Source organism: Modestobacter versicolor (assembly GCF_014195485.1).
Classification (GTDB): Bacteria; Actinomycetota; Actinomycetes; order Mycobacteriales; family Geodermatophilaceae; genus Modestobacter; species Modestobacter versicolor.
The window spans coordinates 4,009,450-4,026,783 of sequence record NZ_JACIBU010000001.1; the positions used below are offsets into that span (position 1 = coordinate 4,009,450).

18 protein-coding genes are annotated in these 17,334 nt (G+C 75.2%); 6 read left to right on the top strand and 12 right to left on the bottom strand.

Features of this window, described 5'->3' with window-relative positions:
- Genes FHX36_RS19655 through FHX36_RS19695 form a run of 9 tightly spaced genes read right to left on the bottom strand, consistent with a single transcriptional unit; the run spans position 1 to position 9,818 of the window.
- Positions 1 to 867, bottom strand: coding sequence for an aldehyde dehydrogenase family protein (locus tag FHX36_RS19655; protein ID WP_110551667.1), 867 nt, complete (start codon positions 865 to 867; stop codon positions 1 to 3).
- Entirely contained in the window at positions 864 to 2,312 is a 1,449-nt protein-coding gene (locus tag FHX36_RS19660; protein ID WP_110551668.1) for an aldehyde dehydrogenase family protein, read from the bottom strand. Before FHX36_RS19660 ends, FHX36_RS19655 begins: the two co-directional genes overlap by 4 nt.
- Before the next feature lies 1 nt (position 2,313).
- Entirely contained in the window at positions 2,314 to 3,309 is a 996-nt protein-coding gene (gene deoC, locus FHX36_RS19665) for a deoxyribose-phosphate aldolase (RefSeq protein WP_246405520.1), read from the bottom strand.
- 43 nt (positions 3,310 to 3,352) lie between these two features.
- Complete coding sequence (gene mnhG / locus FHX36_RS19670) at positions 3,353 to 3,763, bottom strand: monovalent cation/H(+) antiporter subunit G (RefSeq protein WP_110551669.1); 411 nt, start codon at positions 3,761 to 3,763, stop codon at positions 3,353 to 3,355.
- Positions 3,760 to 4,113, bottom strand: coding sequence for a monovalent cation/H+ antiporter complex subunit F (locus tag FHX36_RS19675; RefSeq protein WP_110551670.1), 354 nt, complete (start codon positions 4,111 to 4,113; stop codon positions 3,760 to 3,762). Before FHX36_RS19675 ends, mnhG begins: the two co-directional genes overlap by 4 nt.
- Positions 4,110 to 4,679, bottom strand: a complete 570-nt coding sequence (locus FHX36_RS19680; RefSeq protein ID WP_110551671.1) for a Na+/H+ antiporter subunit E — start codon at positions 4,677 to 4,679, stop codon at positions 4,110 to 4,112. The genes FHX36_RS19675 and FHX36_RS19680 overlap by 4 nt, the downstream gene beginning before the upstream one ends.
- Positions 4,676 to 6,415 carry a Na+/H+ antiporter subunit D gene (locus tag FHX36_RS19685; RefSeq protein ID WP_183514048.1) on the bottom strand — a complete coding sequence of 580 codons (1,740 nt, stop codon included), beginning with the start codon at positions 6,413 to 6,415 and terminating at the stop codon, positions 4,676 to 4,678. The genes FHX36_RS19680 and FHX36_RS19685 overlap by 4 nt, the downstream gene beginning before the upstream one ends.
- The gene (locus FHX36_RS19690) at positions 6,412 to 6,939 is read right to left on the bottom strand and encodes a Na(+)/H(+) antiporter subunit C (RefSeq protein ID WP_110551126.1); all 528 of its coding nucleotides are present in this window, start codon (positions 6,937 to 6,939) and stop codon (positions 6,412 to 6,414) included. Before FHX36_RS19690 ends, FHX36_RS19685 begins: the two co-directional genes overlap by 4 nt.
- Positions 6,936 to 9,818, bottom strand: coding sequence for a Na+/H+ antiporter subunit A (locus FHX36_RS19695; RefSeq protein ID WP_110551127.1), 2,883 nt, complete (start codon positions 9,816 to 9,818; stop codon positions 6,936 to 6,938). Before FHX36_RS19695 ends, FHX36_RS19690 begins: the two co-directional genes overlap by 4 nt.
- 133 nt (positions 9,819 to 9,951) lie before the next feature.
- On the opposite strand from FHX36_RS19695, the gene FHX36_RS19700 reads away from it, so the two are divergent.
- The 5 genes from FHX36_RS19700 to FHX36_RS19720 are packed head-to-tail and all read left to right on the top strand — an operon-like array spanning position 9,952 to position 12,888.
- Complete coding sequence (locus tag FHX36_RS19700) at positions 9,952 to 10,404, top strand: helix-turn-helix domain-containing protein (RefSeq protein ID WP_220035833.1); 453 nt, start codon at positions 9,952 to 9,954, stop codon at positions 10,402 to 10,404.
- Between the two features lie 46 nt (positions 10,405 to 10,450).
- Positions 10,451 to 11,074 (top strand): uracil phosphoribosyltransferase, encoded by a 624-nt coding sequence (gene upp, locus FHX36_RS19705; protein WP_110551128.1) that lies wholly within the window; start codon positions 10,451 to 10,453, stop codon positions 11,072 to 11,074.
- Positions 11,075 to 11,076: 2 nt separating this feature from the next.
- On the top strand, positions 11,077 to 11,964 hold the full coding sequence (locus tag FHX36_RS19710) for a Gfo/Idh/MocA family protein (RefSeq protein ID WP_110551129.1): 888 nt from the start codon (positions 11,077 to 11,079) through the stop codon (positions 11,962 to 11,964).
- Complete coding sequence (locus FHX36_RS19715; protein WP_110551130.1) at positions 11,961 to 12,392, top strand: DUF805 domain-containing protein; 432 nt, start codon at positions 11,961 to 11,963, stop codon at positions 12,390 to 12,392. The genes FHX36_RS19710 and FHX36_RS19715 overlap by 4 nt, the downstream gene beginning before the upstream one ends.
- A 4-nt stretch (positions 12,393 to 12,396) precedes the next feature.
- The gene (locus FHX36_RS19720; protein ID WP_181428662.1) at positions 12,397 to 12,888 is read left to right on the top strand and encodes a DUF805 domain-containing protein; all 492 of its coding nucleotides are present in this window, start codon (positions 12,397 to 12,399) and stop codon (positions 12,886 to 12,888) included.
- Positions 12,889 to 12,906: 18 nt separating this feature from the next.
- Here the strand turns inward: FHX36_RS19720 and FHX36_RS19725 are convergent, their stop codons facing one another.
- Positions 12,907 to 13,356, bottom strand: a complete 450-nt coding sequence (locus tag FHX36_RS19725) for an Lrp/AsnC family transcriptional regulator (protein ID WP_110551132.1) — start codon at positions 13,354 to 13,356, stop codon at positions 12,907 to 12,909.
- Between the two features lie 142 nt (positions 13,357 to 13,498).
- Between FHX36_RS19725 and FHX36_RS19730 the strand changes: the two genes are divergently transcribed.
- Complete coding sequence (locus FHX36_RS19730) at positions 13,499 to 14,773, top strand: ArgE/DapE family deacylase (protein ID WP_110551133.1); 1,275 nt, start codon at positions 13,499 to 13,501, stop codon at positions 14,771 to 14,773.
- A gap of 88 nt (positions 14,774 to 14,861) precedes the next feature.
- On the opposite strand, the gene FHX36_RS19735 is transcribed toward FHX36_RS19730, so the two are convergent.
- Positions 14,862 to 16,517, bottom strand: a complete 1,656-nt coding sequence (locus tag FHX36_RS19735; RefSeq protein ID WP_258372614.1) for a phospho-sugar mutase — start codon at positions 16,515 to 16,517, stop codon at positions 14,862 to 14,864.
- Entirely contained in the window at positions 16,514 to 17,332 is an 819-nt protein-coding gene (locus FHX36_RS19740) for a purine-nucleoside phosphorylase (RefSeq protein WP_220035834.1), read from the bottom strand. Before FHX36_RS19740 ends, FHX36_RS19735 begins: the two co-directional genes overlap by 4 nt.
- Positions 17,333 to 17,334: the final 2 nt, after the last annotated feature.

Below are 17,334 nucleotides of genomic sequence, written 5' to 3' on the forward strand. Positions count from 1 at the left end.
CTAGACGCCGATGGGGTGCCACACGCTCTTGGTCTCCAGGAACGGCCGCATCCGGGACAGGCCGGGGTCGGCGGTCCAGTCCGGCTCCTCGGCGCCGGACCGCAGCACCCGCTTGATCGTGCCGGCCGCGGACCGCTCCAGCTCCATCGCCAGCGGTGCGGGCGCACCGGCCAGGTCGATCCCGTCGACGTCGGCGTGCTCGGCCAGCCAGGGGCCGATCTCCGCGGCGTCGCCGGTGAGCAGGTTGACCACCCCGCCGGGGACGTCGGAGGTCGCCAGCACCTCGCCGAGGGTGATCGCCGGCAGCGGCCGGTCCTTGGAGCTCACCACGACGGCGGTGTTGCCCGATGCCAGCACGGGGGCGAGCACGCTGACCAGGCCGAGCAGCGAGCTGCGCTGCGGGGCGAGCACGGCGACGACCCCGGTGGGCTCGGGCACGGAGAAGCCGAAGTACGGGCCGGCGACCGGGTTGGTGCTGCCCAGCACGGCGGCGAGCTTGTCGGTCCAGCCCGCGTACCAGACCCAGCGGTCGATGGCGGCGTCCACCTCGGCCCGCGCCTTGGACGACGACAGCCCCTCGCCGGCGGCGACCTCCTCGGCGAACTGGGCGGCCCGGCCCTCCATCACCTCGGCGACCCGGTAAAGCACCTGGCCGCGGTTGTAGGCGGTCGCGCCGGACCACTTCGGGAACGCGCCGCGGGCGGCGACGACGGCGTCCCGGGCGTCCTTGCGGGAGGCCCAGGCGGCGTTGGCCAGGAAGTGCCCCTTCGCGTCGTGCACCTCGTAGGTGCGCCCGGACTCCGAGCGGGGGAACGCCCCGCCCAGGTAGAGCTTGTAGGTCTTGCGGACGGCGAGGCGGTCGCTCACTTCTCGTGCCCTTCGGAGAGGTAGGCGGCCAGGCCCTGCCGGCCGCCCTCGCGGCCGTAGCCGGACTGCTTGTAGCCGCCGAACGGCGAGGTGGGGTCGAACTCGTTGAAGGTGTTCGCCCACACGACGCCGGCGCGCAGCTGGTCGGTGACCTTCAGGATCCGGGAGCCCTTCTCCGACCAGATGCCGGCCGAGAGCCCGTAGGTGGTGTTGTTGGCCTTCGCGACCGCCTCGTCGGGGGTGCGGAAGGTCATCACCGACAGCACCGGCCCGAAGACCTCGTCGCGGGCGATCCGGTGCGCGGGGGAGACGTCGGTGAAGACGGTCGGCTTGAACCAGAACCCGCGGTCGGGCAGCTCGCCCTCGGGCTGCCAGCGGTGCGCGCCCTCGGCGTCGCCCGCGGCGGTGAGCTCGGTGATCCGGGCCAGCTGCTCGGCGGAGTTGATCGCGCCCAGGTCGGTGTTCTTGTCCATCGGGTCGCCGACCCGCAGCGTGCCGATCCGCCGCTGCAGCGCGGCGACGACGTCGTCGTGCACCGACTCCTGCACCAGCAGCCGGGAGCCGGCGCAGCAGACGTGCCCCTGGTTGAAGAAGATGCCGCGGACGATGCCCTCGACGGCCTGGTCGACCGGGGCGTCGTCGAAGACGATGTTGGCCGCCTTCCCGCCCAACTCCAGGGTCAGCCGCTTGCTGGTGCCGGCGACCGCCCGGGCGATCGAGCGGCCCACCTCGGTCGAGCCGGTGAACGCGACCTTGTCGACGTCGGGGTGGCTGATCACCGCCCGCCCGGTCTCGCCGGCGCCGGTGACGATGTTGACCACGCCCGGCGGGAGGTCGGCCTGCCGGCAGACCTCGGCGAACAGCAGCGCGGTCAGCGGCGTGGTCTCGGCCGGCTTGAGGACGACGGTGTTGCCGGCGGCCAGCGCCGGGGCGACCTTCCAGGCCAGCATCAGCAGCGGGAAGTTCCACGGGATGACCTGACCGGCCACGCCCAGCGGGCGCGGGGCCGGCCCGAGGCCCGCGTGCTCGAGCTTGTCGGCCCAGCCCGCGTGGTAGAAGAAGTGCGCCGCGGCCAGCGGGACGTCGACGTCGCGGGACTCCCGGATCGGCTTGCCGTTGTCCAGCGTCTCCAGGACGGCGAACTCCCGGGCCCGCTCCTGCAGCAGCCGGGCGATCCGGAACAGGTACTTGCCGCGGTCGGCCGGCCGCATCGGGCCCCACACCCGGGTGAACGCCCGCCGGGCGGCGCGCACGGCGCGGTCGACGTCCTCGGTGCTGCCGGTCGCGACCTCGCTGAGCACCTCCTCGGTGGCCGGGTTCACCGTCTTCAGCGGGGTGCCGGTGCCGTCGGTGAACTCGCCGTCGATGAACAGCCCGTAGCTGGGCCGGATGTCGACGATGGAGCGGGACTCCGGCGCCGGGGCGTACTCGAAGAGGCTGGTCATCTCAGTCCACGCTCACGTGGTCGGGGCCGCTGTAGTGGCCGGTGCGGAGCTTCTGGCGCTGCAGGAGCAGGTCGTTGAGCAGGCTGGAGGCGCCGAAGCGGAACCAGTCCGGGGACAGCCAGTCCGCACCCGCGGTCTCGTTGACCAGCACGAGGTGCTTGACGGCGTCCTTCGTCGTCCGGATGCCGCCGGCGGGCTTGACGCCGACCTGGCGGCCGGTGGCCGCGCGGAAGTCGCGCACCGCCTCGAGCATCACCAGGCAGACCGGCAGGGTCGCGGCGGGGGAGATCTTGCCGGTGGAGGTCTTGATGAAGTCGCCGCCGGCCAGCATCGCCAGCCAGGACGCCCGGCGGACGGCGTCCAGGGTGACCAGCTCGCCGGTCTCCAGGATCACCTTGAGGTGCGCGGACCCGCAGGCCTCCTTGACCGCCACGATCTCGTCGAAGACGTCGAGGTACCGGCCGGAGAGGAACGCGCCCCGGTCGATGACCATGTCGATCTCGTCGGCGCCTCCTGCCACGGCGTCGCGGACGTCGGCCAGCTTGACCGCGCGGCTGGCCCGGCCGCTGGGGAAGGCGGTGGCGACGGCGGCGACGTTGATGCCGGTGCCGGCCAGCGCCTCCTTGGCCACCCCGGCCAGGTCGCCGTAGACGCAGACCGCGGCGACCGCCGGGCAGCCCGGGTCCTCGGGGTCGGGGCGGCGGGCCTTGGCGGCCAGCGAGCGCACCTTGCCCGGGGTGTCCGAGCCCTCCAGGGTGGTCAGGTCGACCATCGAGATGGCGGTGTCGATCGCCCACGCCTTGGCGGTGGTCTTGATCGAGCGGGTGCCGAGCACCTTCACCCGGGTCTCGGCGCCGACCTGGTCGACGCCGGGGAGGCCGTGCAGGAAGGCGCGGAAGGCGTCGTTCGAGCGGGTCACGTCGGCGAACGGGTCCGGCAGGGGGCCGGTGAGGCTGCCCCCACCGGTCAGCGCGCCCGGGTCCAGCACGTGGGTCATGCCCGGCATTCTCCACTGCCACCCGGCACGGCCGGACGGGCCGTCACCCCGGTCGGCGCCCGGTCCGGTCCTCGCCGTCGGCCGGTTCGTCGCCGCGGGGGTCGCCGGGCTGCCCCGGCGCGCTGCCGAGCTCGTCGACGAGCAGCAGGTCGCGGCGGACGTGCCGGCGGCGGTAGGCGATCCGGCTGACCATGTGCGCGCTGACCGGTGCGGTGAGCAGCTGGAAGGCGGCGACCAGCAGCAGCATCCAGGTCACCGACGACCCGGTCAGCCGGATCGCACCGCCGACCATGATCAGCAGCACGCCGGCGGTCTGCGGCTTGGTGCCGGCGTGCATCCGGGACAGCACGTCGGGGAAGCGGAGCAGCCCGAGCCCGGCGGTGAGGCAGAGGAACGCGCCCACCAGCAGGCAGACCATCGCGATCACGTCGGCGACGGAGTCCACGTCGTTCACGCCCGGGCCTCCTCGGTGGGGGCGGCCCGGTCGGCGGCCGCGCCCTCGGCCGCCGGTGGCAGCCCGACGTCCTGGCCGTCACCGGTGGACTCCATCAGCATCCCGCCGATGTAGCGGGCCACCGACACCGAGCCGACGAAGCCCAGCAGCGACACGACGACCAGCACCGGCACGACCGTCGGGTTGCGGGTCAGCGCCGCGTAGACGGCGAGCCCGGCGGAGACGATCACCAGCAGGGCGTCGGTGGCGACCACCCGGTCCAGCAGCGAGGGGCCGAGGGCGAGCCGGACCAGCGCCAGCAGCACGCCGGTGCCCAGCATCGCGAAGGCGAGCACGGAGACGACGGTCACGCGGGGGTCCTCCGCTCGTCGGGCTGCGGGTCGAGCGCAGCGATGTCGGCGTCCGAGCCGAAGGCGCGCACCACCCGCTCCTCGGTGGCCAGCACCTGGGCGCGGGCGGCCTCGACCGCGGCCAGGTCACGGACCGAGAGCAGGTGCAGCGCGACGGTGCCGGCCTCCCGGTCCAGGTCGATGACGATCGAGCCGGGCACCAGGCACAGCGTCTCGGTGACCATGGTCATCAGCAGGTCGGAGTCGGTGCGCAGCTGGACCGAGATGATCGCGCCGTTGCGCAGCCCGCCGAGGCGCAGCGCGTCCCAGGCCACCTGCGCGCTGGAGGTCACCAGGTCGAAGGCGAACCGCAGCAGGTACCGGAGCACCGCCGCCGGGTGGAAGCCAGCGCCGTCGGTCACCGGCGGGAGCGGGAGCAGCCAGGTGACGGCCACCGCGACCACCGCGCCGGAGATCAGGTTCGCCCACGACCAGGTGCCCCAGAGCAGGTTCCACACCAGCACCAGGGCGACCAGCAGCGGCAGCTGGTCGCGCAGCCGGCGCAGCGCCACGTCGGGGGCGGTCACCGGGGGGTCTCCTCGCCGAGCACCGACTCCAGGTAGGGGGTGCGGTCCCGCAGGTCGCCCGCCGCCCGGTCGGTGAAGCCGTACAGCGGGCCGGCGACCACGGTGAGCGCGGCGGTCACCGTGACCATCGCGATCGTCGCGCCGAGCATCACCCCCGGCAGGGGGCGGTCGGGTCGCGGGCGACGGCCCCGGTGCCGGTCGCCGAACCCGTCCTGCGAGGGGGCGGTGTCGGTGGCGACGGCGGTGTGCCGGGCCCAGGCCCGCTGGCGGGCGGCGGCCCGGACGGGCCCGCGCCCACCGGCGGCCGGCCCCGCCGCGCCGTCACCGGCGGCCACCGCGGCCGGCTCGGGCTCGGCGGCGGTCTCCGGACCGGCGTCGGCGGCGGCCGCCCGGGCGGTGTCGGCGCCCGGCTCCTGCGCGGCCGGCCGCCAGAACGCCCGGGTCCACACCCGGGCGATCGCGATCAGCGTGAGCAGGCTGGTGACCACGCCACCGCCGACCAGCACCAGGGCCGGCCAGCTGCCCTCGGCCACCCCGGCCTCGAGCAGCCCGAGCTTGCCGATGAAGCCCGACAGCGGCGGGATGCCGGCCAGGTTCATCGCCGGCACGAAGAACAGCACCGCGAGCAGCGGCGACGAGCGGGCCAGCCCGCCCAGCCGGTCGACCGACGTCGACCCGCCCTGCCGCTCGACCAGCCCGGCGACGAGGAACAGCGTGGTCTGGATGGCGATGTGGTGGGCGACGTAGAAGACCGCCCCGGCCAGGCCGGCCGTCGTCCCCAGGGCGATGCCGAAGACCATGTAGCCGATGTGGCTGACCAGGGTGAAGGACAGCACCCGGCGGATGTCGGTCTGCGCCACCGCGCCCAGGATGCCGATGAGCATGGTGGCCAGCGCCGCCCACATCAGCACGTCGTCGAGCGCGCCGTCGGGGAACAGCAGCGTCTGGGTGCGGATGATCGCGTAGACGCCGACCTTGGTGAGCAGGCCGGCGAACACCGCGGTGACCGGCGCCGGGGCGGTCGGGTAGCTGTCCGGCAGCCAGGCCGACAGCGGGAACACCGCGGCCTTGATGCAGAAGGCGATCAGCAGCATCGACTGCAGCAGCAGCTGGGTGCCCTCGGGCAGCTCGGCGACCCGGACGGCGAGCTGGGCCATGTTGACCGTGCCGGTGGAGGCGTAGACCAGCGCGATCGCCGCGAGGAACAGCAGCGAGCTGAGCAGGCTGACCACGATGTAGGTGATGCCGGCCCGGATCCGCGGCGCCGAGCCGCCGAGGGTCAGCAGCACGTAGCTGGCGGTCAGCAGGATCTCGAAGCCGACGTAGAGGTTGAACAGGTCGCCGGCCAGGAAGGCGTTGCTCACACCGGCGATCAGCACCAGGAACGTCGGGTGGAAGATCGACAGCGGCGTCTCCTCGTCGCCGTCGGCCGAGCCCTGCCCGACGGCGAACACCAGCACGCCGAGGGCCACGGTGCTGGCCACGACCAGCATCAGCGCCGAGAGCCGGTCGACGACCAGCACGATGCCCAGCGGCACCGGCCAGCCACCCACCGACACCGCCTCGGCGCCGTTCGCGTCGGCCAGCAGCAGCAGCGCCACCGAGACGGCGAGCACCGCCGACAGCACCAGGATGCTCAGCGTCCGCTGGGTCCGCGGGTGCCGGCCGACCAGCAGCGCACCCGCCGCCCCGAGCAGCGGCAGCAGCACCGGCAGCGGGGTCAGGACGCTGGTCACGAGCGGCTCCGCAGGGTCGGGGGCAGGCCGACGTCGTCGGAGGCGATGCCCGGGTGCCGCCGCCGCAGGGCCGCCTCGGCGTCCCGGTCGGCGGACAGGCTGTCGGCGTGGGCGGCCGGCCGGTCGTCAGGCGCGAGGTCGTCGGGGTCGAGGTCGTCGGCGTCCATCGCCTCGCGCGCGGCGACCCGCCGGTCCTCCTCGTCGACGCCGACCACCTCCTGGCGGACGAGCCGCCAGGAGCGGTAGATCATCGCCAGCAGGAAGGCCGAGATGCCGAAGGTGATCACGATCGCGGTGAGCACGAAGGCCTGGGGGAGCGGGTCGCTCATCTCCTCCGGCTCGGCGACGCCGAGGATCGGCGCGAGGCCGGCCGGCCCGCCGGTCGACAGCAGCAGCAGGTTGGTGGCGTTGCCCAGCAGCAGGAAGCCGAGCAGCACCCGGGTCAGGCTGCGGTCCAGCAGCAGGTAGACGCCGGCGGCGTACAGGCCACCGATGACCACGGGCAGGACGACGGTGGGGGTCATCGCACGATCACCTCCTCGGGGGTGGAGTCGATGGGGTCGTCCTCGTCGACCTGGCGGTCCAGCTCGGCGCCCAGGCTGCGGAGCACGTCGAGCACCAGGCCCAGCACGATCAGGTAGACGCCGATGTCGAAGAACAGCGAGGTCACGAGCTTGACGTCGCCGAGCACCGGCAGGGTGGTCTCCAGGATCGCGGTCTGCAGCACCTCGGCGCCCAGCGCCAGCCCGACCACCCCGGTGACCCCGGAGAACAGCAGCCCGGCGCCCAGCAGCAGCCCCGGGTCGACCGGGGCGGCCTCGCCCAGCTCGTACCGGCCGCCGGCCAGGTAGCGCAGCACCAGGGCCAGCCCGGCCACCAGGCCGCCGGCGAACCCGCCGCCGGGCTCGTTGTGCCCGGTGAAGAGCAGGTACAGCGAGAAGACGACGATCGTGTGGAACAGCACCCGGGTGACGACCTCGAGCACCACCGACCGGCGCTGGGGCGGCAGCAGCGCGCTGGCCGCCAGCCACCGGTGGCGGGGTGCCCAGCGGGCCGGGGCCGGCGAGGTGGGGACCGGGTCGGTGGCGCGCTCGACCGCCCCGGTGCGCCGGCGGAGGAAGACCAGGCTGGCCACGCCGGTCGCGGCGACCACCAGCAGCGAGATCTCGCCGAGGGTGTCCCAGGCGCGGATGTCGACCAGGGTGACGTTGACGATGTTCTGCCCGCCGCCGAACTCGTAGGCCTCCGCCGGGTAGTCGACCGACACCGGCTCGGCCGTGCGGGCGGCCAGCGCCACGGCGCCCACGGCGGCCATGAACCCGCCGACGCAGACGGCGACGACCCCGCGCAGCGCCCGCTCGCGCGGCCGGTGCCGCTCGGTGATGTCCTTGGGCAGCTTGCGCAGCACCAGCACGAAGGTCACCAGGGTGAGCGTCTCGACCAGGAACTGGGTCAGCGCCAGGTCCGGGGCGCCCTGCAGGATGAACAGCACCGCCAGCGCGTAGCCGGTGACGCCGACGACCAGCACCGCCGAGAGCCGCTGGCGGATCCGGATGGCCAGCACCGCGGCGACCAGCGCGGTCGCGCCGACCAGCGCCTGCACGGGGGAGTCCCAGGCCCGCCACTCGTCGGGCCACGGCGCCCGGAACACCAGCACGCTGCCGGGCAGGGCCAGGACGGCGACGAGGATGGTGCCCAGGTAGGCCGGCAGCGAGCCGCGCTGGGTCGTGCCGGTGACCAGCACCGCGAGCCGGTCGAGTGCCTGCAGGGTGTTCCAGTAGCCCTCGTCGGCGGAGGCGCCGACGGCCAGCCGCTGCTGCAGCCGGGTGGTGCGGGCCCGCGCGGCGAACAGCGCGAGGCCGCCGGCGACGGTGACCGCGGACAGCGCGAGCGCCGGTTGCAGGCCGTGCCACAGCGCCAGGTGCTCGGCCTCCGCGGCGAGCAGCGGCAGGGTCTCGGCGTAGCCGGCGACCAGGGGGTCGAGCAGCGGGCTGGCGACCCCGGCGACCAGCCCGCACAGCGCGAGGACGGCCGGCGCGGCCAGGAACAGCGCGCCCGGCGGGTGCACCAGCTCGACCGGCTCGACGTGGGCCAGGTCGGGCTTGCGGGCGAACGCACCCCACAGGAAGCGGGCCGAGTAGGCGACGGTGAGCGCGGAGCCGAGCACCAGACCGGCCAGCACCAGCGCCGCTGCGGTGCGGTCGGGCAGCCCGCCGTCCCAGAGGGCGGTGAAGGCGGCCTCCTTGCCGACGAAGCCCAGCAGCGGCGGCAGGCCGGCCATCGACGCCGCGGCGAGCGTGCCGATCACCGCCAGGGCCGGCAGCCGGCGGCCCAGGCCGGAGAGCCGGCGCAGGTCGCGCACGCCGGTGGCGTGGTCGATGACCCCGACGGTGAGGAAGAGGGTGGACTTGAACAGCGCGTGGGCCACGGTCATCGCCAGCCCCGCCGCGGCGAGCTCGGCGCTGCCCGCGCCCACCAGCACCATCAGGAAGCCGAGCTGGCTGACCGTGCCGAAGGCGAGCAGCAGCTTGAGGTCGTTCTGGCGCAGCGCGCGGTAGCCGCCGACCAGCATCGTGGCCAGGCCCAGGCCGAGCACGACCGGCCGCCAGCCCGGGACGTCGGCCAGCCCGGGGGCGAGCCGGGCGACGAGGTAGACGCCGGCCTTCACCATGGCCGCGGCGTGCAGGTAGGCGCTGACCGGCGTCGGCGCCTCCATCGCGGCGGGCAGCCAGAAGTGGAACGGGACCATCGCCGACTTGGTGATCGCGCCGACCAGCACCAGCAGGGTGCCGGCGACGACCAGCGGGCCGCTGCCGGGGTCGGCCACCACCTCCGACAGCAGGAAGCTGCCGCTGGCCTGGCCCAGCATGATCAGCCCGACCAGCATCGCCAGCCCGCCGGCGGTGGTCAGCACCAGCGCCTGGCTGGCCGCCCGGCGTCCGGCCAGCCGCGAGCCCGAGCCGCCGATCAGCAGGAACGAGAAGACGGTGGTGAGCTCCCAGAAGACGTAGAGCAGGAGCATGTCGTCGGCCAGGACCAGGCCGAGCATCGAGCCGGCGAAGGCGGTCAGCGTGCCGGCGAAGCGGGCCAGCCCCTCGTCGCCGGGCTCGAAGTAGCGGGAGCAGTACACGAGCACGAGCGCGCCGACGCCGGTGACCAGCGCGGCCAGGGTGAGCGACAGCTGGTCCAGCCGCAGGGTGATCGTCAGGTCCAGGGCCGGGATCCACGGCGTCGTCTCGGTGACCGCGCGGCCGCCGGTGACCGCGGCCAGCTGCCCCAGCACCCAGCCGAGGGCCACCCCGGGCACGAGGGCCAGCGCGAGGAAGGCGGACCGCCCCCACCAGCGCACGAGCAGGGGGGCGGCCAGGGCGGCCACCAGGTGCAGGGCGAGCAGTGCGGTCATGCGTCTCCCGGGGTCGTTCGACGGGCGGCTCGGGGGGACACCTCGGCCGTCGAGGACGACGCGGCGACGTCCCGACCCTACCAAAGGCTTTCGATTTGTTCGATTTGAGCCGGGAGCGGCCTATGCTGCGCCGGTGCACTCCGCCGCCGCTGGTGAACACACCGTCGACCCGCCCGCCGACGCCGCCGCCGCCGACCGGCTGCGCGACCTGGCGGCCGCCGTCCCGGGCGAGGCGGCGTGGGCGGTGGTCGGCGCCGACGGCCGCCGCTGGGAGCTGCCCGCCGAGATGCTCGAGGTGCTGCGGCTGGCCGCGACGGCCCTGGCCGAGGGGCGGCCGGTGACCCTGTCCTGCCACGAACCGGTGCTCTCCACGCAGGAGGCCGCCGACCTGCTCGGCGTCAGCCGTCCCACGCTGGTCCGGCTGCTGGACTCCGGCGTCATCCCCTACGACCAGCCGCGCCGCCACCGCCGGGTGCAGCTGGCCGACCTGCTCGCCTACCAGGAGCGCTGCCACCACGACGACCAGGACGGCGTGACCGCCGCCGGCCGGGGACGCGCCCGCCGGGAGGCGACCGCCCCCCGGTAGCCCGCGTGCCGACGAGGCCGGGAGCGGGGCGGATACGGTGTGCGCCGTGCAGCTGACCGTCGTCGACCACCCGATCGCCCGCGCCCGCCTGTCCCGGATGCGCGACGAGCGCACGGACAACGCCACCTTCCGCGCGGCGCTGCGCGAGCTGACCCAGATGCTGGTCTACGAGGCCACCCGCGACCTGCAGGTCGCCGAGGAGCCGATCACCACCCCGGTCACCGACACGATCGGCTACCGGCTCGCCGCCCCGCCGCTCATCGTCCCGGTCCTGCGCGCCGGCCTGGGCATGGCCGACACCGCGCACGGCATGCTGCCCGAGTCGCAGATGGGCTTCGTCGGCCTGGCCCGCAACGAGGTCACCTTCGAGCCGGAGCCCTACATGGCCTCGCTGCCGGCGTCGCTGGTCGGCCGCGCGGTCTTCGTGCTCGACCCGATGCTGGCCACCGGCGGCTCGCTGGTGAACTGCTGCACCCTGCTCACCGACCGCGGCGCCACCGACATCACCGTGCTCTGCGCGCTCGCCGCCCCGGAGGGGATCGCGCGGCTGGAGGAGAGCGGCCTGCCGCTGCGGGTCTTCACCGCCAGCGTCGACGAGCGGCTCAACGAGCACGCCTACATCGTCCCGGGGCTGGGCGACGCCGGCGACCGCCAGTTCGGCGCCGTGTGAGCATGCGGTTCGGCGTGCTCGGCACCGGCTTCTGGGCCGGCGAGGTGCACGCCACGTCGCTGGCCGGGCACCCGGACGCCGAGCTGGTCGGCGTCTGGGGGCGCGACCTGGCGAAGGCGAAGGCGGTCGGGGCGCAGTTCGACGTCCCGGGCACCGACGACGTCGACGCCCTGCTCGCCGACGTCGACGCGGTGAGCTTCGCCCTGCCGCCCGACGTGCAGGCCCCGCTCGCCGAGCGCGCCGCCGCCGCCGGCAAGCACCTGCTGCTGGAGAAGCCGGTCGCGCTGTCGACCGAGGCGGCCGACCGGGTGGTCGACGCCGTCGCCGCGGCCGGCGTCGCGTCGGTCGTGTTCTTCACCAACCGCTTCCGGACGGCGACCTCCACCTGGCTCGAGCAGGCCGCCCGCACCACGCTGGCCGGCGGGTCGGTGACCTGGTTGGGCCGGCTGACCGGCTCGCCGTTCGACACCCCCTGGCGGCGCGAGCACGGCGCGCTGTGGGACATCGGCCCGCACGCGCTGTCGCTGCTGGTGCCCGCCCTCGGCCCGGTGACGGCGGTGCAGGCCGGTGCCGGCCAGGGCGACACCGTGCACCTGACGTTCTTCCACCCCGGCGGCCGGGCGAGCACGGCCACCGTCTCCTCCACGGTCGCCGAGCTCGCCTCCGGCATCGACGTGTGGGTGCACGGGGACGCCGGCCGGCTGGTGCTGCTGCCCGAGTCCGGCACCGCGGTGGAGGCCCACCGGGTGGCGGTCGACGAGCTGCAGGCCGCCGCCCTCACCGGCGGCGCCCACCCCTGCGACGCGGCGTTCGGCCGGGACGTCGTCCGGGTGCTGGCCGCCGCCCAGCGCTCCCTGGGCACCGGCTGCCGGGAGCTCGTCGAGGGATGAGCCGGGCCGCCGGGCTGGGCTCCTGGTTCGTCCCGACCGGGCGGACCCGGCGTCGGGACTGGTGGCTGCGGTACGTCCTGGTGCTCGTGGTGATCGGCGCGGTCGCCGTCTTGGTCGACGCCCGCTGGTTCCCGGACAGCTACCCGCGGCTCGAGCGCGGCGACGGGTTCGACGTCCTGTGGCCCTTCCCGGACTCCGGGGGACCGGTCACCGCGATCGGTGCGCTGGTCCTGCTGGTGCCCAACGTCGCGGCGATGACCACCCGGCTGCACGACCGGGACCACTCCGCGTGGTGGCTGCTGTGGAACCTGCTGCCCGGCATCGGCTGGCTGGTGCTCGTCGTCACCGTCGGCCTGCTGGGCTCCCAGCCGCGCGCCAACCGCTACGGACCGCCTCCGCCCCGAGGTGGCCGGCGCGGGGGACACTGACCCGGTGAGCTTCTGGCAGTGGTATGTGCGCCGCGGACGCATCGACCGGCGCACCTGGTGGTTGCACTACTCGCTGCCGGTGACGGCGCTGGGCGTGCTCGGCCTGCTCGCCGACGTGTCGCTGGGCAACGTCGACCTGGACGCGGTCGCCGCCGGCGACGCCTCCGCCTACGGCCCGGTCGTCGTGCTCGTGCTGCTGCTCACCGCCCCGGCGTCGATCTCGGCCAGCGCGACCCGGCTGCACGACCGCGGCATGCCGGCCTGGTGGCTGCTGCTGGGCCTGGTGCCCTACGTCGGTGGGCTGGCACTGCTGGTGCTCAACGGCTTCCTGCCCGGCGACGCCGGCCCCAACCGGTACGGCCCCGCGCGGGGGTGGCTGCCCGGCCCGGCCGCCCAGCCGCTGTTCCCGCCCGCGGCGCCGCCGGCCGGTCCGCCGACCGGGCCGCCGACCGGGCCACCGTCCCCGCCGCCGTCCGCGCCGCCCTACTGGGGCTGATCCCCCGGGCGGTCGCCGTCAGCCGGTGGTGAGCGGGGTCGGCCGGGACAGCAGGTTGCTCAGCAGCAGCACGGTGTTGGTCTGCTGCACGTAGGTCAGGTCGCGCAACCGGCTGACGACCCGCTCCAGGTGCCGGGCGTCGGAGGCGACCACCCGCAGCACGGCGTCCGCACCGCCGGACACCGTCTCCGCCGAGATGACCTCCGGCATCGCGTCGAGGTCCCGCTTCATCCGCTCCACCGGCACCGTCCCGGTGGTGAACAGCTCGACCGACGCCGACAGCGCCCAGCCCATCACCACCGGGTCGACGACCGCGGTGAACCCGCGGATCGCCCCGTCGGCCACCAGCCGGTCGACCCGGCGCTTGGTCGCCGACAGCGACAGCCCCACGGCACGCGCCAGGTCGGCGTAGGGCTCCCGCCCGTCCTTGACCAGCCGGGACACCAGCTTCCGGTCGATGTCGTCCACGAACCGATCGTAGTTCCTTGCGTTGATCGCTGAAAGTCGCAAGGAAGTGGTGCATGGACGCGCGCGCGGCGCAACATCACCGAAATCATCCGCTCCCTACGCTCAGCGCCGACATCCGGAACCCCTGAGTGCTGGAGGACCCATGCCGCGGCTGACGACCCTCGAGGCCCGTGCCCTGGACGCCGTGGACCGGGAGGCCGTCGCCACCTCGCTCACCGAGCTGCTGGCGGTCCCCAGCGTGACCGGGTCCGACGCCGAGTCCGACGTCCAGCACGTGCTCGCCAAGCAGCTCAGCACGCTCGGCCTGGACGTCGACCTGTGGCCGCTGGACCTCCCCGCGCTCACCGCGACCGCCGGCTTCCCCGGCACCGAGGCCGACCGCGCCGAGGCGTGGGGGCTGGTCGGCACCGCCCACGGGGAGGGCGACCGGCCGGCGCTGGTGCTGCAGGGGCACGTCGACGTGGTCCCCTCCGGTGACCTGGGCCAGTGGCGCAGCGACCCGTTCGAGCCGACCTGGCGCGGAGGGCGGGTGCACGCCCGGGGCGCCTGCGACATGAAGGCCGGGGTGGCGGCGAACCTCGCCGCCTACGCGGCGGTCGCCCGCTCCGGCGTCCGGCTGCGCCGCGGCCTCGCGCTGCAGTTCGTGGTCGGCGAGGAGGACGGCGGCCTGGGCGCCTTCGGCACGCTGCAGCGCGGCCACACCGGTGACGCCTGCATCATCACCGAGCCGACCAGCGGGACGCTGATCACCGGCGCGGCCGGCGCGCTCACCTTCACCCTCGAGCTGCACGGGGTGGCCACCCACGCCAGCACCCCGTACGCCGGGCACAGCGCGCTGGACTCCTACCTGCCGCTGCACCGCGCCCTCGCCGGGCTGTCCGAGGAGCGCAACCGCACCGTCGAGCCGCTGATGCGGGAGTACCCGGTGCCGTACCCGATCGTCGTCGGCCGGCTGCGGGCCGGCGACTGGTCCAGCAGCGTGCCCGACCTGCTGGTCGCCGAGGGCCGGCTGGGCCTGCGCATCGAGGAGGACCCGGACGACGCCCGCCGGGAGCTCGAGCAGCGCGTCGCCGAGGTCGCCGCCCGCGACCCGTTCCTGCGCGACCACCCGCCCGTGCTGACCTGGTCCGGCGGCCAGTTCGCCGGCGGCCACCTGCCCGCCGGGGCCGAGCTGCGCGACCTCGTCGCCGACGTGCACGCCGACGTCACCGGCGCCGGCCGCCCCCGCGAGCGCGGGGCCCCCTACGGCAGCGACCTGCGGCTCTACGCCGGCGCCGGCATCCCGACGCTGCACTACGGCCCGGGCGACGTCCGGCTGGCGCACGGCCCCGACGAGGCGGTCGACCTCGACGAGGTCCTCACCGTCACCCGGGCGCTGGTGCTCGCGGTGCTGCGCAGCTGCGGTGCGGAGGGCTGAGCGGGCACCGACCACGCGCTGACGCTGCCGACCCCGTCCTGCAGGGCAGGGTCGGCAGCGCTGCCGCGTGGTCGGTGGGGGAGCCCGGTCAGAGGCCGAGGGCCGCGGACATCTCCGCGCGCAGCCGGTCGAGCTCGTCCGCCGCTCGGCGGCGGGCGGCAGGCACGGCCGCGGCGTCGGCGACCGGGACGACGGTCTCCAGGTAGGCCTTGAGCTTGGGCTCGGTGCCGCTGGGCCGCACGATCACCCGGACGCCGTCGCCGCGCAGCCGCACCGCGTCCACCGGCGGCCGGCCCTCCATCAGGTCGGTCGCCTCGACGTCCCGGCCGAGCAGCTGCGCCGGTGCCGACGCCCGGAGCCGGTCCATCGCCGCGGAGATCAGCGAGAGGTCCTCCACCCGCACCGACAGCTGCCCGGTGGCGAACAGCCCGTGCTCGACGGCCAGCTCGTCGAGCCGGTCGGTGAGCGTGCGCCCCTCGGCGGCGAGCTCGGCGGCCAGCAGCGCCACGGCCAGCGCGGCGGAGATCCCGTCCTTGTCGTGCGCGACCGCCGGGGTCACCGCGTAGCCCAGCGCCTCCTCGTAGCCGAAGACCAGCGGGGCCTCGGCCGACCCGGCGCGGATGATCCACTTGAAGCCGGTCGGGGTCTCCTCGGCGGGCACCCCGTGCGCCCGGGCGAGCTCGCCGAGCAGCGATCCGCTGACCAGCGAGCGGGCGTACGTGCCGCGCACGCCGCGGCGGAGCAGCCAGTCGGCCAGCAGCGCGCCCACCTCGTCGCCGGTGAGCTGCCGTCCGCCCACGACGACCGAGCACCGGTCGGCGTCGGGGTCCTCGGCGATCGCGACGTCCGCGCCCACCCGCCCGGCCAGCGCCGACAGCAGGTCGACCGCGCCCGGCTCCTCCGGGTTAGGGAAGGCGACCGTCGGGAAGGCCGGGTCGGGCCGGTCCTGCTCGGCCACGGTGTGCAGCGGGGCGAAGCCGGCGGCCTCGAACACCCGGCGGGTCGTCGCCGAGCCCACGCCGTGCATCGCCGTGTACGCGACCACGAGACGGCGGCGGGCAGCGGCGTCCAGCCGGTCGGGCTGCAGGGCGGCGACCACCGCGGCCACGTAGTCGTCCTCGACCTCGTCGCCGAGGGTCAGCCAGTCGTCGGAGAGCGGCAGCTCGCGGGCCGGGCCGACGGCGGCGATCGCGGCCTCGATCTCCCGGTCGGCCGGCGGCACCAGCTGGGCGCCGTCGGCGAGGTAGACCTTGTAGCCGTTGTCCTGCGGCGGGTTGTGGCTGGCGGTCACCACCACGCCGGCGACGGCGCCCAGGTGCCGGACGGCGTAGGACAGCACCGGCGTGGGCAGCGGCCGGGGGAGCACCTGGACGGCGAACCCGGCGCCGGAGAGCACCGCGGCGGAGAGGTGCGCGAACTCGTCGGAGCGGTGCCGGGCGTCGAAGCCGATGACCACCCCGCGGCCGGCGTGCCCCTGGGTGACCAGCCAGGCGCCGAGGCCGGCCGCGGCCCGGGCGACCACGGCGGCGTTCATCCCGGCCGGTCCGGCCCTCAGCGGCCCGCGCAGCCCCGCCGTCCCGAAGGTGAGCGGCCCGGTGAACCGGCGTTCCAGCTCGGCGGTGTCGCCGGCCGCCACCAGCGCCTCGACCTCGGCCCGGTCGCCCTCGTGCGGGTCGGCCGCGGCCCAGGCGCGCGCGGTGTCGAGCAGCCCGCTCACGGCGCCGGACGGCTCGCCGGCGCTCACGGCATCCGCTCGATCAGCTGCACCAGGAACCGTCCCAGCTCGCCGGCCGCGGCCTTGCCCGCCGCCAGCACCTCCAGGTGGTCCAGCGCCTCGCCGGTGATGCCGGCCGCGGCGTTGGTGACCATCGACAGGCCGAACACCTCCATGCCCGCGGCCCGGGCGGCGATCGCCTCCAGCGCGGTGGACATGCCGACCAGCTGGGCGCCGAGCGTGGTGAGCATCCGGATCTCGGCGGGGGTCTCGAAGTGCGGGCCGGGCAGCGCGGCGTAGACGCCCTCGGCGAGGGTGGGGTCGATCTCCTTCGCCAGCGCCCGCAGCCGCGCGGAGTACAGGTCGGTGAGGTCGACGAAGGTGGCGCCGACCAGCGGCGAGCGCGCGGTGAGGTTGAGGTGGTCGCTGATCAGCACCGCCTGGCCCACCCGGTGCTCGGGCGCCAGCCCGCCGGCGGCGTTGGTGAGCACGACGGTGCGCACGCCCGCCGCGGCCGCGGTGCGGATGCCGTGCACCACCGGCTCCACGCCGCGGCCCTCGTAGAGGTGGGTGCGGCCCAGGAAGAGCAGCACCTTGCGCTCGCCCACCTGCACCGAGCGGATCTCGCCGCCGTGCCCGGTGACCACGGGGGCGGCGAAGCCGGGCAGGTCGCCGATCGCCACGCTGGCCAGCGTCTCGCCGAAGGCGTCCGCGGCCGGAGCCCAGCCCGAGCCCATCACCACCGCGACGTCGTGGCCACCGCCCAGGGCGGCGGTCAGCTGCTCGGCGGCCCGGGCGGCCAGCGCAGCGGGGTCCAGGGAGGTGGGGGTGGTCGGCTCGCTCACGC

Bases quoted from the DNA above. Each gene is read 5' to 3' on its own strand.
- FHX36_RS19660 (WP_110551668.1), bottom strand. From the start codon at position 2,312: ATGACCAGCCTCTTCGAGTACGCCCCGGCGCCGGAGTCCCGCTCCATC.
- deoC (WP_246405520.1), bottom strand. From the start codon at position 3,309: ATGACCCACGTGCTGGACCCGGGCGCGCTGACCGGTGGGGGCAGCCTC.
- FHX36_RS19690 (WP_110551126.1), bottom strand. From the start codon at position 6,939: ATGACCCCCACCGTCGTCCTGCCCGTGGTCATCGGTGGCCTGTACGCC.
- FHX36_RS19695 (WP_110551127.1), bottom strand. From the start codon at position 9,818: ATGACCGCACTGCTCGCCCTGCACCTGGTGGCCGCCCTGGCCGCCCCC.
- FHX36_RS19710 (WP_110551129.1), top strand. From the start codon at position 11,077: ATGCGGTTCGGCGTGCTCGGCACCGGCTTCTGGGCCGGCGAGGTGCAC.
- FHX36_RS19715 (WP_110551130.1), top strand. From the start codon at position 11,961: ATGAGCCGGGCCGCCGGGCTGGGCTCCTGGTTCGTCCCGACCGGGCGG.
- FHX36_RS19730 (WP_110551133.1), top strand. From the start codon at position 13,499: ATGCCGCGGCTGACGACCCTCGAGGCCCGTGCCCTGGACGCCGTGGAC.